15 protein-coding genes are annotated in these 13,392 nt (G+C 66.0%); 7 read left to right on the top strand and 8 right to left on the bottom strand.

Annotated features, from left to right (window positions below):
- Positions 1–28 precede the first annotated feature (28 nt).
- Positions 29–841, top strand: coding sequence for a DUF72 domain-containing protein (locus tag ACODSM_RS01030; protein ID WP_488804039.1), 813 nt, complete (start codon positions 29–31; stop codon positions 839–841).
- Here the strand turns inward: ACODSM_RS01030 and ACODSM_RS01025 are convergent.
- Positions 819–1,121: an acylphosphatase gene (locus ACODSM_RS01025; RefSeq protein WP_488804038.1), complete on the bottom strand. Its 303-nt coding sequence runs from the start codon at positions 1,119–1,121 to the stop codon at positions 819–821. The two genes, ACODSM_RS01030 and ACODSM_RS01025, sit on opposite strands and share 23 nt — an antisense overlap.
- 68 nt (positions 1,122–1,189) lie before the next feature.
- Here ACODSM_RS01025 and ACODSM_RS01020 point away from each other — a divergent pair, with 68 nt between their 5' ends.
- The 3 genes from ACODSM_RS01020 (at position 1,190) to ACODSM_RS01010 (ending at position 3,180) form a co-directional block, all read left to right on the top strand.
- Positions 1,190–1,435, top strand: a complete 246-nt coding sequence (locus ACODSM_RS01020; RefSeq protein ID WP_488804037.1) for an ATP-binding protein — start codon at positions 1,190–1,192, stop codon at positions 1,433–1,435.
- Positions 1,436–1,516: 81 nt separating this feature from the next.
- Positions 1,517–1,666, top strand: a complete 150-nt coding sequence (locus ACODSM_RS01015) for a hypothetical protein (protein ID WP_295940959.1) — start codon at positions 1,517–1,519, stop codon at positions 1,664–1,666.
- Between the two features lie 122 nt (positions 1,667–1,788).
- Positions 1,789–3,180: a homoserine dehydrogenase gene (locus ACODSM_RS01010; protein WP_488804036.1), complete on the top strand. Its 1,392-nt coding sequence runs from the start codon at positions 1,789–1,791 to the stop codon at positions 3,178–3,180.
- A 112-nt stretch (positions 3,181–3,292) separates the two neighbouring features.
- Here ACODSM_RS01010 and ACODSM_RS01005 read toward each other — a convergent pair whose 3' ends face one another.
- Both ACODSM_RS01005 and ACODSM_RS01000 read right to left on the bottom strand, forming a co-directional pair.
- Positions 3,293–3,928, bottom strand: a complete 636-nt coding sequence (locus ACODSM_RS01005) for an FMN-binding negative transcriptional regulator (RefSeq protein WP_488804035.1) — start codon at positions 3,926–3,928, stop codon at positions 3,293–3,295.
- A 1-nt stretch (position 3,929) separates the two neighbouring features.
- Positions 3,930–4,409 carry an OsmC family protein gene (locus tag ACODSM_RS01000; RefSeq protein ID WP_015011844.1) on the bottom strand — a complete coding sequence of 160 codons (480 nt, stop codon included), beginning with the start codon at positions 4,407–4,409 and terminating at the stop codon, positions 3,930–3,932.
- A gap of 99 nt (positions 4,410–4,508) precedes the next feature.
- Here ACODSM_RS01000 and pdxR point away from each other — a divergent pair, with 99 nt between their 5' ends.
- On the top strand, positions 4,509–5,945 hold the full coding sequence (gene pdxR / locus ACODSM_RS00995) for a MocR-like pyridoxine biosynthesis transcription factor PdxR (protein WP_488804034.1): 1,437 nt from the start codon (positions 4,509–4,511) through the stop codon (positions 5,943–5,945).
- 24 nt (positions 5,946–5,969) lie between these two features.
- On the opposite strand, the gene ACODSM_RS00990 is transcribed toward pdxR, so the two are convergent.
- Genes ACODSM_RS00990 through ACODSM_RS00970 form a run of 5 tightly spaced genes read right to left on the bottom strand, consistent with a single transcriptional unit; the run spans position 5,970 to position 11,841 of the window.
- Positions 5,970–7,202 carry an acetyl-CoA acetyltransferase gene (locus tag ACODSM_RS00990; RefSeq protein ID WP_488804033.1) on the bottom strand — a complete coding sequence of 411 codons (1,233 nt, stop codon included), beginning with the start codon at positions 7,200–7,202 and terminating at the stop codon, positions 5,970–5,972.
- 14 nt (positions 7,203–7,216) lie between these two features.
- Positions 7,217–8,872 carry a class I adenylate-forming enzyme family protein gene (locus ACODSM_RS00985; RefSeq protein ID WP_488804032.1) on the bottom strand — a complete coding sequence of 552 codons (1,656 nt, stop codon included), beginning with the start codon at positions 8,870–8,872 and terminating at the stop codon, positions 7,217–7,219.
- 51 nt (positions 8,873–8,923) lie between these two features.
- Positions 8,924–9,742 carry an SDR family NAD(P)-dependent oxidoreductase gene (locus tag ACODSM_RS00980; RefSeq protein WP_488804031.1) on the bottom strand — a complete coding sequence of 273 codons (819 nt, stop codon included), beginning with the start codon at positions 9,740–9,742 and terminating at the stop codon, positions 8,924–8,926.
- Between the two features lie 28 nt (positions 9,743–9,770).
- Entirely contained in the window at positions 9,771–10,556 is a 786-nt protein-coding gene (locus tag ACODSM_RS00975) for an SDR family NAD(P)-dependent oxidoreductase (protein WP_488804030.1), read from the bottom strand.
- Between the two features lie 40 nt (positions 10,557–10,596).
- Entirely contained in the window at positions 10,597–11,841 is a 1,245-nt protein-coding gene (locus ACODSM_RS00970; RefSeq protein WP_488804029.1) for a branched-chain amino acid ABC transporter substrate-binding protein, read from the bottom strand.
- A 173-nt stretch (positions 11,842–12,014) separates the two neighbouring features.
- Here ACODSM_RS00970 and ACODSM_RS00965 point away from each other — a divergent pair, with 173 nt between their 5' ends.
- Positions 12,015–12,686, top strand: a complete 672-nt coding sequence (locus ACODSM_RS00965; RefSeq protein ID WP_488804028.1) for a TetR/AcrR family transcriptional regulator — start codon at positions 12,015–12,017, stop codon at positions 12,684–12,686.
- A gap of 122 nt (positions 12,687–12,808) precedes the next feature.
- On the top strand, positions 12,809–13,387 hold the full coding sequence (locus tag ACODSM_RS00960; RefSeq protein WP_488804027.1) for a gamma carbonic anhydrase family protein: 579 nt from the start codon (positions 12,809–12,811) through the stop codon (positions 13,385–13,387).
- Positions 13,388–13,392 lie beyond the last annotated feature (5 nt).

Raw genomic sequence — 13,392 nt, 5'->3', positions numbered from 1 at the left:
CTCCGTGGACTCTCAAAAGGGCAACGCCGTGGACACACCTGTCAGCATCCCGCAGAGCGAGATCAGCGCCAGCAACCCACGCATCCGCGTCGGCATCGGCGGCTGGACCTTCGAGCCCTGGCGCGGCAGCTTCTACCCCGCAGGGCTTGCGCACAGCAGGGAGCTGCAGTACGCCAGCCGACAGCTCACGGCGATCGAGGTCAACGGCACCTACTACAGCACCTTCAAACCACCCACCTTTGCCAAATGGCGTGATGAAACGCCCGAAGGCTTCACTTTCTCGCTCAAGGCCAACCGCTTTGCGACCCACCGCCGTGTGCTTGCAGACGCTGGCGATTCCATCGCGCGGTTTGTCGACAGTGGCATCTCGGAACTAAAGGACAAGCTCGGGCCCATCGTGTGGCAGTTCATGCCGACCAAGGCGTTTGATCCGGGCGACTTCGAGGCCTTTCTGGCACTGCTGCCACAGCAGGTGGACGGCCTGCGGCTGCGCCACGCGCTGGATGTGCGCCACCCTAGTTTTGCAACGCCCGCGTTTGTGGCGCTGGCGCGCCGGTATGGCTGCGTGCCTGTGTACACCGACTCCGACCAATTTCCGGCCATCGCAGATGCAGAGGCCGACTTTGCCTACCTGCGGCTGATGCGCAGCCAGGCCGATGTACCCATGGGCTACACGCCCGAGGCGATTGCGCAATGGGCGCAGGGCGTGCGCACCTGGACCAGCGGCGCGCGGCCACGCGATGTGTTTGTGTACTTCATCAACGGGGCCAAGGAGCGAGCGCCTGCCGGGGCAATGGAGTTGCTCAGGCAGCTGGGCGCTACACCGTCTCGCGCTGCGTGAAGCCCTGCGGCGCCTCGCCACCATCGGGCACGTTGCCCACCACCACGCGGTCCACCCGCGCATGCTCCGGCCCCTGGTGCGCCCAGTCGATCAGCGCCAGCACGGCGGGTTCCGGGCCCCAGGCGCAGGCCTTCACGCGGCCATCCTGGCGATTGCGTACCCAACCCGTCACGCCCAGGCGTTCGGCGGCCTGCACCATGGACCACCGGTAGCCCACGCCCTGGACATGGCCGGTGATCAACAGATGGCGGGTGAAGATGGAATTGGGTTCTGCATTCATGGGAGCACTGTAGCGCGCGCCTTGTGGGGAGCCCGCTCCAGGGGCACACTGCCAGCACCAGGCACCCCATGACCACCACAAGCCCCAAGGCCTTGCCCACCATCGACCCCCAGCGCTGCACCGGTTGCGGCTGGTGTGTGGCGGTGTGCCCGCCGCATGTGCTGTCGCTGCAGGTGTTGGGCACGTGGCCCTGGGGCCCCAAGTGCTCCACCCTGCACGACGCGCCGGGCTGCACCGGGTGCGCGCTGTGTGCGGTGCGCTGCCCGTTCGATGCGATCCGCATGGTGCGCGTGGCGGCCACCCAGGCGCAGTGAGGCCGTTGCGCCACAGGCCAACAAAGGTGCGTACATGCGGGTTGACAGGCCCTGGCCCGCATCCGGTACACTGCGCCCTTCATGTCGTTCACCTCCCTCCCCATCACCACCGCACGCGCCACTGCCTTCCAAGGCATGGGCATGATGCCGCCCGCCTCCACGCGGGCCAATGGTGAACAGCGGGCACTGGGTGCACGAATGATTACCACCATTACCACCGCGGCCACCTGAGCACGCGCAGGTGGCCGTCTCGGCAGCCACCTGGTGATCGCTCTCTTCTCCCCCAAGACGAATGCACGAAACCCAGCTCTGGCAGCTGGGTTTTTTTGTTTGTTCGTTAGCCGGAGAAGTCCATGTACCGCGATCCCGTCCAGTCCCTCGAAGCCCCGTTGTTGCCGTCGTCCGCCACGGCCATGCGCCCCCTGCGCGTGGGCATCATTGGCATTGGCACCGTGGGCGCGGGCACCTTTCGCGTGCTGGCGCGCAACCAGGCGCTGATTGCCGCCCGCGCGGGCCGGGGCATCAAGCTGGTGTTGGTCTGCGCCCGCAGTCTGGCCCGCGCCATGAGTGTGGTGGGCAAGGACGTGGCGCTGACCAACGACCCCATGCAGGTCGCCACCCACCCCGACGTGGATGTGCTGGTGGAGGCCGCAGGCGGCACCGGCCCCGCGCGCGACTGGGTGCTGGCCGCCATCCGCGCGGGCAAACATGTGGTCACCGCCAACAAGGCGCTGCTGGCCGAGCATGGCAACGAGATCTTTGCCGCCGCGCGCCAGCACGGCGTGGCCGTGGCGTACGAAGGCGCTGTGGCCGTGAGCATCCCCATCGTGAAGGCGCTGCGCGAGGGCCTCACGGCCAACCGTATCGAGTGGGTGGCAGGCATCATCAACGGCACCACCAACTTCATCCTGAGCAAGATGCGCGACGAAGGCGTGGGCTTTGCCGAAGCATTGGCCCAGGCCCAAGCGCTGGGCTATGCCGAGGCCGACCCCACGTTTGACATCGAGGGCCTGGACGCCGCGCACAAGATCTCGCTGCTGGCCGCCAATGCGTTTGGCATGCCGGTGCGCTTTGCCGATGCGCAGGTGGAGGGCATCACCACGCTGCAGGGCCTGGACGTGGCCTGCGCCGAGCAACTGGGCTACCGCATCAAGCTGCTGGGCGTGGCCAAGCGTCGCAAGGAGGGTGATACCGAAGGGGTGGAGCTGCGCGTGCAGCCCGCGCTGGTGCCCGCCACGCATTTGCTGGCGCATGTGAACGGGTCCATGAACGCCGTGATGGTCAAGGGCGATGCCTCCGGCGTGACGATGTACTACGGCGCGGGTGCGGGGTCGGAACAGACCGCGTCGGCCGTGATTGCCGACCTGGTGGATGTGGCGCGGCTCGATGGCACCCACGCGGCGCAGCGCGTGCCACACCTGGGCTTCCACCCCCACGCCGTGGACGAGCAACTGGCGGTGCTGCCGCGTGCAGCCGTGCACACACGCCACTACCTGCGCGTGCCGGTGCACAGCGCGCAGCAGATCGAGGCCGTGGGCGCCTGGCTGGCTGCGCAGCAGGTGCCGGTGCTGCAGGTGGCACTGGCGCATGACAAGGCCTTGCCGCTCGGCAGCGGCAACCAGGTGCTGGTGCTGACCGATGCCGTCGCGCAAGCCACGGTAGATCTGGCAGTACACGCACTGGCCGCGCACCCGGCGGTGGCCGGCCCGGTGGTCACGCTGCGGGTGGAGACGCTGGAGGGGTGAGCGCCACCTGAAAACGCGTTGGTGCGATGTTTTGGAGCCAAATCGGGCGGTAGCGCCAGTGCATCAGGCCTGGGCTGCTATCAATCTTGATAGCCCCTGCCGATGGCATCCCTCAGCCTATCAACCGGTCCAGCACCAGCGCCGCCATGTCCTCGGCCGCGCTGGTGCCCTCCGCCATCAGGCCCTGCACCACGCCGGCGCGGTCGGTGTCGGTGCGGTTCTGGCTGACCTTCCAGATGCCCTCCCAGCGCTCCACAGCCAGCTCGATGCCCACGATGGCGCGCAGCAGCTTGTCGATGTAGTCGGGCGGTGCATCGTCGATGCGCCAGGGGTCGGCGCGGTGGGCCTCGTGCTGCTCGCTCAGGGTGTGCAGGATGGCGCGCAGGCGTTCGGGGTCGTCAAACGCGCTCAAAGCGCCGTGGGCGTGCACGGTGGCGTAGTTCCACGTGGGCACCTGCTTGCCGTCCAGGGCCTTGGACGGATACCACGAGGGCGACACATAGGCCTGCGGGCCGTGGAACACCGCCACCGCCTGCTGGGGCAAGAGCGGCCACAGCGCGTTGGCGCGGGCCACGTGGCCAATGAGGGTGCCCTGCGGGCCGCGCGCCGGGTCCAGGTACAGCGGGATGTGGTTGACGTGCAACGAGCCTTCCTGCGCGATGACCAGCGTGGCCAACGGCTGGGCACGCACCAGGGCTTGCTGGGCTGCGGCGTCGGCCACCTGAAACTGCCGGTTGGGGTTGGCCATGTCAGCCCCCTTCCACTTCAAGCACCGGGGCGCAGTCGATCTGCGTCTTGACCGAGTTGGCCAGAAAGCAGGATGTGTGGGCGCGGTGGTGCAGCTCGTCCAGCTGTGCAGCGCTGGGCGCGTGCGCCGCGTCAAAGCGCGTGACGGGCCTCAGCTGCACATGGGTGACCACCAGCTGGCCCTCCGCGTTCTTGGCCATGGTGCCCACGGCCGCGTCGGTGTAGTGGTTGAGCCGATAGCCCGCGCGGCTGGCAAAGTCCATGAACCACAGCATGTGGCAACTCGACAGCGCGGCGACATAGGCTTCTTCCGGGTCCACCGCCGCCGCGTCGGAATACGGCAGCGGCACCACATGGGGCGACGACGACGCGGCCACGGTGGCGCCGCCATCAAACTGCCAGGTGTGGGCGCGGTGGTAGCGCTTGTCCAGAAAGTCATCGTTGCCACGGGACCAGGTGATAGTGGCGGTGTGCTCGGCCATGGGGTGCTTTCAAGAGGATCAGGCCGGCAAGCTGCGGCCCGGGTTTTTACAATGGTTCTTCAGTTTATGAGTGCAACGCCCCATTGAAAGGGCCAATTCGTGCCCAGCCCCGGAGCCAATCGAACCACCGCCACCCTGCGCCAGCAGGTGTATGCGCAACTGCGCCGCGCCATAGAGCAGGGTAGCCTGCGCGCAGGCACCCGCCTGCCGCCCTCGCGCGAGCACGCGGCCAGCCTGGGCGTGTCGCGCAACACCGTGCTGTGGGCCGTGCAGCGCCTGCAGGCCGAGGGCTATGTGGAAGCCCGCGTGGGCGACGGCACCTATGTGTCGCAGGCCGTGGCCGCCACACTGCCCGCAGCGCAAGGCTTGGTGGCGCCGCCCCGGGGCCTGTCGCGCCGGGGGCAGATGATCGCCGACACGGCGGCGCGCTGGCGCCCGCCCCTGGCGGCGGCCCAGGCATTTCGCATTGGAGCGCCCGAGGTCGCCACCTTTCCGTTTGCGCTGTGGGACCGCCTGACCCGCCAGGCCAGCACCAGCCAGCGCAGCCACCGCGCGCAGTACCTGGACCCGGCCGGCGACCCCGACCTGCGCCAGGCCGTGGCGCAATGGCTGTGGGCTTCGCGCGGCATCCGCTGCGATGCGGCGCAGGTGGTGGTGTGCTCGGGCTCGCAGCAGGGCATTGACCTGATTGCGCGGCTGCTGCTGGACGTGGGCGACGAGGTGCTGGTGGAAGACCCCGGCTACCCCGGCATCCGCGCCAGCCTGCTGGGCCACGGCGCGCTGGCGCGGCCGGTGGACATGGATGGAGACGGCCTGCGCATCGACACCGCTGCGGCGCAATGGCCGAACGCGCGCATGGCCGTCGTCACACCCACGCACCAGTTCCCCACCGGCGTGTGCATGGGCCTGGCGCGGCGGCAGGCGCTGCTGCAGTGGGCGCGCACGCACGACGCCTGGGTGGTCGAGGACGACTACGACGGCGAGTTCCAGTACGGCGGCGCTGCCCAGCGGGTACCGGCGCTGTGCAGCCTGCCGGGCTCGGAGCGCGTGCTGTACGTGGGCACCTTCAGCAAGACGCTGCACCCCGGCCTGCGCCTGGGCTTTGTGGTGGTGCCGCCCGCGCTGGTGGAGGCCTTTGCCATGGCCCGCGCTATCACCGACCGGCACGCACCCGGCGACGCGCAAGCGGTGCTGGCGCGCTTCATTGCCGAAGGCCACCTGCTGCGCCACCTGCGGCAGATGCGCGAGCTGTACCTGCGGCGGCAACACACGCTGCGCGCCGCACTGGCCGAGGCCAGCAACGGCGCCTGGCAACTGGCCGCCAGCGATCGCGGCATGCACCTGCTGCACGAGGTAGCCCCCGGCACCGACGACGAAACCCTGAGCCGCCAGGCGCTGGCGGCGGGCGTGATGCTGGCGCCGCTGTCGCGCTATGCGATGCAGTCGGCGCGCCGGGGCTGGCTGCTGGGCTATGCGGGGTTTGACGATGCAGAGATCCACGCGGCCGCTCGCGTAGTGGGTGCGCTGGCGCGATGACCTGGGTGGTGGAAGTAGAACTTCTCAGCACTCCACCACGAAACTGACCACAGTAGTGGCGCTGCCGCCAATGTTCAGCGTGGCACAACGGCGAGCACCCTCGATCTGGCAATCACCCGCTTGGCCCGACACCTGTCGCATTGCATCCAGCAGCATGCGTACCCCCGTGGCACCCACCGGGTGACCCAGGCCAATGAGTCCGCCGCTTGCATTGATGGGCAACCGTCCACCCATGGTGATGGTGCCGTCCTCAATGGCCTGCCAGCTCTGCCCCGGGGGGGTGATGCCAAAGTGGTCAATGGCCATGTATTCGGTGGTGGTGAAGCAGTCGTGGGTTTCGATGCCGTCGAGCTCGAACACATCGTGGATGCCCGCGCGCCGGAATGCGTCCTGGATAGTGTCGCGCACATGCGGAAACACATAGGGTTGCTGCGCGCTGGCCTGGAGCTTCACATCGAGCTTGAGGTGCGCGGTGCGGTGGCCCCAGCCGGTAATTCGCGGGATGCTGTCAAGTGTTCGCCCGTGGCGTGCTGCCCATTGAGTGGCAAAGCGCTCGGAGGCCAGCACCACAGCGGCCGCCCCGTCGGTGACCTGGCCGCAGTCCTGGCGCCGGATCATGCCTTCAATCACGGGGTTGGCCTCGTCATCGGCCGTGAAGCTGCGCGGGCTGTAGCTCCAGCTGCGCGTCTGTGCCTTGGGGTTGCGCCTGGCATTGGTCAGATTGATCTCGGCAATGCGACCCAGGTGCTCATACTTCAGGCCGTAGCGGCGCTCGTACTCCTGGCCCACCAGGTGGAACATGTGGGGCCAGGCGTAACGCACGTCCTGCGCCTCTTGGCCCACCCAGGTGGCAGCGCCCAGGTGGCGCGCAGCCACGGAACCGGGCACGTTGCGCTCCAGCTCCACACCGGCCACCAGCACGCAGTCGTAGCGCTGCGCCTGGATCTCGGCCGTCGCTGCCAGCGCCGCAATGCTGCCAGATGCACAGGCTGCCTCGTGCCGCCCTGCGGGCATGCCGTAGAACGCAGGGTCGATGGCCGCGAACATGCCACCCAGCTGGCCCTGCCCCGTAAAGAGCTCGCCCACAAAGTTGCCGATGTGGCCGCCCTGCACCTCGCGCGCCTCCACGCCTGCGTGGTGCAAGGCCCCCTGGACGGCTTGCTGCAGCAGCTCAAAAATGCCTTCTCCCTGGCGGGATGCATTGACGGCGAAGTCGGTCTGGTCGCCCCCCAGGATGTAAATGGTGTCTTGGCCCATGGTGGCACTCCTTGTCAGCGGTCGGTGGATGGCAGGGCCGCAGCACGCGCGGCCTCGCGCAGCGGTGCCTTGACCAACTTACCGTTGAGGTTGCGTGGCAGTGGTTCGGCGCAGATGGTGATGAAGTCCGGCGTTTTGTAGTCGGCCAGCTGGCTGCGACAGAACTGGCGAATGCCCTCGGCATCCACCGCAGTGCGGGCATAGACGAACACATGGATGCGCTCGCCCAGCACCGGGCAGGGGCTGGCCACGGCCGCGGCTTCGACCACGCCTTCGCAGCGCTGGATGCAGTTCTCCAGCTCCACGCAGTAGACCTTGTAGCCACCGCGGTTGATCATGTCCTTGATGCGGTCGAACACGCGCAGGTAGCCCGCGGCGTCCACGCTGCCGATGTCCCCCGATCGCCAGTAGCCTGCGACAAAGGTCGCCCGCGTGGCCTCGGGCTGGTTCCAGTAGCCGATGGCGTTGCCCGGGCTGCGAATCCACAGCTCGCCGGGACCGCCAGGAGGCACCTCTCGGCCTTCGGGGTCCAGCACGCGGATGTCGATGCACGGCAGCACGGTGCCGACGGAGTCGGGATAGCGGGCGGCGTCGCCGCGCTCGGTGAGCGTGACGGCCGAGGTGGTCTCGGTAGCGCCAAAGCCGTTGTACAGCTGCAGTGCGGGCAGCACCTGCGCCAGCCGCTCGATGGTGACCTCCGGCATGGCCGCACCACCGAAATGCCCGATGCGCCAGGCCGACAGATCGTAGGTGCCGATCTCTGGTTGCAGCAGGCACAGGTTGTACATCGCAGGCACCATCACGGTGGCTGTGATGTTTCGGTCTTGCATCGTCCGCAACACGTTGGGCGCATCGAACTGGCGCATGCACACCAAGCAACCGCCCACCTGCAAGGTCACGACCACAGCGGCCAGCAGGCCCGAGATATGGCTGCCGGGTATCACCAGCAACATGCGGTCGTCCGGGCGGTATCCAAAGCGGTGGATGTAATGCCTGGCTGTGTGGAAGAAGCCCAGGTGCGACAGCACCGCCCCCTTGGGGTGGCCCGTGGTGCCCGAGGTGTACATGATGCAGGCGGGCGACTGGTCGCTGAAGTCGTCCGCGCAAGCCGCCAGCGCGGGTTCGCACGCAATGTCGGCCAGGGCCACGCTCGAAAGCTGCGCCGCCTGGAGCACGCCAGGACTTTCGTCAGCATCCAGGCAGTGCACAAAAAGGCGCACGCCCGGGATGCGGTCGGGCTGGGGCAGCCTGTCGACCAGCGTCCCCTCGAAGACCAGCGCACACGCACCGCATTGACCCAGCATGTATTCCAGCTCGGCCACGCTTTGACGGATACCAATGGGCACCACAACGGCCCCCAGGCGCCACAGCGACAGCAGGGCCACGACAAAGTCCATGCGGTTGCCCAGAAACAGCGCCACGCGGTCCCCACGCCCGATGCCGCGCGCCGCCCAACCCGCCGCGAGGCGGCCCACCTGCGCGTCCAGCTGCGCATACGTCAGGCTGTGTGCTCCCTCCTCCAGCGCCAGCGCCTGCGCGCGGCGCTGGACGGATGCACGGAACATGCCATCCAGGTGCGCGGGCCGGTGGACGTAGCAGGGCACCAGGCGGTCCTGGTACAGCGCCTCCATGCGCAGGGCGTGTTCTTCAGTGGCAATGGGCTCGTTCATGGCGGTATGGCGGTATGGCGGTGGAAGGTTCGTTGGCGCGATGGCCGCTCATCAATGCCCAGCTGGGTACGAATGGCCGAACGCCTGGGGCTCGCGCATGCGCACGGCGCCGTCGATGCGAACGACCGAGCCATTCATCATGGAGTTCTCGATCAGGGCCTTGGCCATGTGGGCAAACTCGGCGGGACGGCCGGGCCGGGTTGGAAAGGGTACGTCGCTGATCAACGTGCGGCGGGTGTGGTCGGGTACCACCTCGTACATGCCGGTCTCAAACGTGCCCGGGGCCAGCGCCATGACGCGGATACCGTAGTGCGCCAACTCCCGCGCCAGCGGTAGCGTCATGCTCGCCACGCCTGCCTTCGAGGAGCCATAGGCCGTCTGTGCCGACAAGGCCTCGTAGGCCGCCACCGATGCTGTGTTGATGATGACCCCACGGTCTTCGTCACCCTGCACCGGCCCCGCCTGGGCCAGACCCTGGGCGAAAAGCCGAACGGTGTTGAACGTACCCACCAGGTTGATATCGATCACCCGGCGAAACAGCTCCATAGGGCGAGGCACCGCACGCCCCGTGGCTTTGTCGGTGCGAAACACCCGGGCCGGACCCAACACCCCAGCACAGTTGACCAAAATGCCTGGCGTGCCGAGCTCGCGCTGAATGGTGGCAAACGCACGTTCCATGTCGTTGGCACTGCTCACATCCCCAGCCAGGCGTAACAGGCGCAGCGTGCCGCTCCAGGCGCCAGGGTCTTCGGCCACGGTCAGATCAATGGCGGCCACGCTGCAGCCTTCGGTCAGCAGCATCTCCACACAGGCACGGCCCAGCCCCGATGCAGCGCCGGTCACTACGGCCACGGTTCCCTGCAATTTCATGGCATTCCTTGGTTGAAGCGAGAGATGGTCACAGGCGGGCGGGCATGCGCAGCGCACCGTCCAGGCGCACCACTTCGCCGTTGAGCATAGGGTTGCCCAGCATGGCCAGCACCAGTTGAGCAAACTCCTGCGGCTGCCCGGGGCGCTGCGGGTAGGGCGGCAAGGCTGCAAACACCACATCGCGTGAACGCTGTGGCAGGCCCAGGGTCATAGGCGTCTCGAACACACCCGGTGCAATGCCCAGCACCCGGATACCGTAATCGCCCAGCTCGCGGGCCAGGGGCAGTACCATGCCCGCCACACCGCCCTTGGAGGCGGCGTACGCGGCCTGGCCGATCTGGCCATCGAAGGCTGCAATTGAGGCCGTATTGATGATCACGCCCGCCTCGGTGTCGGCTTTCGCGCCAGCATCGCTGCGTGCATTGATCATCTGCGGGACAGCGCAGCGGATGCAGTTGATGGTGCCCAGCAGGTTCACAGCCACTACCCGCTCAAACGCGGCCAAGGGCATGACCTGACCCTGCCGAACCACGTTGCCAGGGTCGGCAATTCCCGCGCAGTTCACCAACACCGACACGGGACCTACGGTGCGTTCGATCTGTTCGAAGGCCTGCTCCACAGCAGCGTCCTGCGTAACATTCAGCACCTGCCCCGCTGTGCCCTGGCCCAAGGCCTGCACTACAGAGGCCACGGCTTGCGCATCACGGTCAAGGACGACTACACGTGCACCCGCAGCGGCCAGGGCTACGGCGCTGGCATAACCCAAGCCCGAAGCGCCCCCGGTGACCACAGCCACCTTGTCACGCACATTCATGGCTGGCGCTCCCAGGCGCCAGTGGACTGTTGCGCGGGACTCAACTTGGTCGCTCCATCTTGCAGGTGGTGGGCAGTATGGTCTTGTCGCCAGGCACCTTGGCCACCGTCTTCCAGCCCATGCCCAGGCCCTCGGCGTCGTACTTCACACCCTTGACCAGCTGGTTGATGTAGATCGGGTGACTGGCCTGGTGGTCCTGGGCGCGCATCTTGATCTTGCCGAATGGCGAGTCGAGCTCCATGCCCTCCAGTGCCTTGGCAATCTTGACCAGATCGGTGGTGTTACCCGTCTTCTCGATGGCCTTGGCCAGCATGTCCATCTGCACCAGGATCGAGGTGTAGTACAGGTCCTCACCAAACTTGGCCTTGAAATCGCGCTGGTATTTCTCCAGCTCTGGCATCTTGTCTTCCACCGGCGCATTGGGGTGCCATGAAGAGATCTGGAACACGGTGTTCTCGCCCGCAGCGCCAATGGATGTAGGAACGCCGAACAGGCCGCCGTAGTAAGTGATGTACTTAGTGCTCAGGCCCGAGTCCTTGCTGGCACGCACCAGCAGCGCCAAGTCGTTACCCCAGTTGCCCGTGAGAACTGTATCGGCGCCAGACTGCTTGATCTTTAGCACGTAGGGCGAGAAGTCTTTGATCTTGCCAAAGGGGTGGAACTCGTCGCCCACGAACTGGATGTCTGGCCGGGCCTTGCTGATGATCGCTTTGGCATCCGCGCTGACCTCATGCCCAAAACTGTAGTCTTGGTTGATCAGGTAGATCTTCTTGATGTCCGGGTTGTTGGCTACGTATTCAGCCACCGCATGCATCTTCATTTTCTGATGGGCTTCGAATCGGAAGAACCAGAAGTTGCACTTCGACTCGGTGAGATCGGGCAGCGCCGAACCGTAGTTCAGGAACAGCACGCGCGCGTTGGGATTGCGCTGGTTGTGCTTGTCGAGCGCGGTGAGCAGCGAGCCTGCAATGCCTGAGTTGCCCGCCTGCACCATGAAGTTGATCTTCTGGTCCACGGTGCTGGTCAGCATGGCCACGGCCTTGTTGGAATCGCCTGCGTTGTCCAGTTGCACCACTTCAAGCTTGCGGCCCAGCACGCCCCCGCGCTCGTTGATGAGGTGCACTGCATACAGCAAGGTCTTGGCCACCGTGGTGCCCGTCGAAGCGGTGGGGCCCGAGAAGGTGTCGATATGTGCAATGCGAATGGGTGGTGCCGACTGGGCTACCGCAGCGAGTGCGCTGCACGCCATGACGGCTGCGACGCAGGTAGCGCGAAGAATGCTCATGGATTTGTCTCCTGTTGCGACCCATCAGGGCCTTTGTTTACCGAAGATAAACTTGCAGTTACTCTTTGGTAACTTGTGGTGAATGATATGAGCGACAATGTGCAGCGTCAACTGCAAAATTGACACGTCAGCGACACAGCTGGCGCATTCCATAGCCCACCTCCGACTGCCAAGTGACGAACAAACCTGCCCGCTGGAATAACGCACTCGCCGAAGTCCCTGACGCACGCGAAGTACGCAAGCGTGCATTGATCGTGGCGGCTGGCCGCGTGTTCGGCACCAAAGGCTTTCACAACACCACGCTGGACGACATTGCCCAGGCGCTGTCAGTCACCAAGCCAGCGCTGTACCGTTATGTGGAGAACAAGCACGAGATCCTGTTTGAGTGCCACCGTATGGCCGTGGACATGGCAGAGACTTCGATGGCAGAAGCGCAGCAAAGCACTACCGCCCCCCTGGCGCAGCTGCGCGAATTCGTCGCGCTCTACATCCGCAAGATGACCAGCGAACTCGGGACCTGCGTCGTGCTGACCGAGTACTACTCGATGACTCCGGAACACACAGCTGTCATCCAGCGACGCCGTAGATTGCTGGACAAGGAATTGCGAACCCTGGTACAACGGGCCATCGACGAAGGACAGATTGCCCCGTGCGATCCCAAACTGGCAGTGTTCTTCTTCATGGGCGCCATCAACAATATCAACCGCTGGTTCACCGAAGATGGCCCCCTCGCTGGCGACCAGATCGCCCAGGCTTTCGCGGAACATGCCATCGCGTGCCTTTCGCCGCTGCCCACAAGACCACCCGACGAGGTCAAAAAAACTCGTGTCCGCCGCGCGCCATAGGGATACTCAGCATCGCGTGGAGGACTCAGAATGCTGGTCAAAGCAACTACACCGGCCAGCACGCCGGCGCTGGGCGATTTGCACTACGCTCGCCCGTTCTTTCCACGCAGCCTGAAACCACGATGCCCATCGCTCCCTACCTCGACACCGCACCGGTTCTGGACACCGGCGTTTTCATCCACGACTCTGCCCAGGTCATCGGTGACGTCACGATGGGCCGCGACAGCTCGGTGTGGTGCAACGCCGTGCTGCGCGGCGATGTGAACCGCATCACCGTGGGCGTGTGCAGCAACGTGCAGGACCTGACCATGGGCCATGTGTCACACCGCAATGCCAGCAAGCCCGAAGGCTCGCCGCTGGTGATTGGCGACTACGTGACGGTGGGCCACTCGGTCATCCTGCACGGCTGCCGCATTGGCAACGAATGCCTCATCGGCATGGGCTCCATCGTGATGGATGACGCCATCATCGAAGACCGCGTGATGCTGGGCGCAGGCAGCCTGGTCTCGCCCGGCAAGGTGCTGGAAAGCGGCTACCTCTACATCGGCCGCCCCGCAGTGCGGCAGCGCGCGCTGACCGATACGGAGATTACGTACCTCAAGTATTCGGCCGTGCACTATGTGCGGGTGAAGAACAATTACTTGGCGGGCACGCCCCAAGGGGCTCCGGTACCCCCTGCGCCCCCAGCCCACCAGGGATAAAGCCG

The organism is Acidovorax sp. FG42 (genome assembly GCF_057809195.1).
The sequence above is the reverse complement of the archived record's forward strand: the minus strand, read 5'-3'. Positions and strand labels throughout refer to the sequence as shown.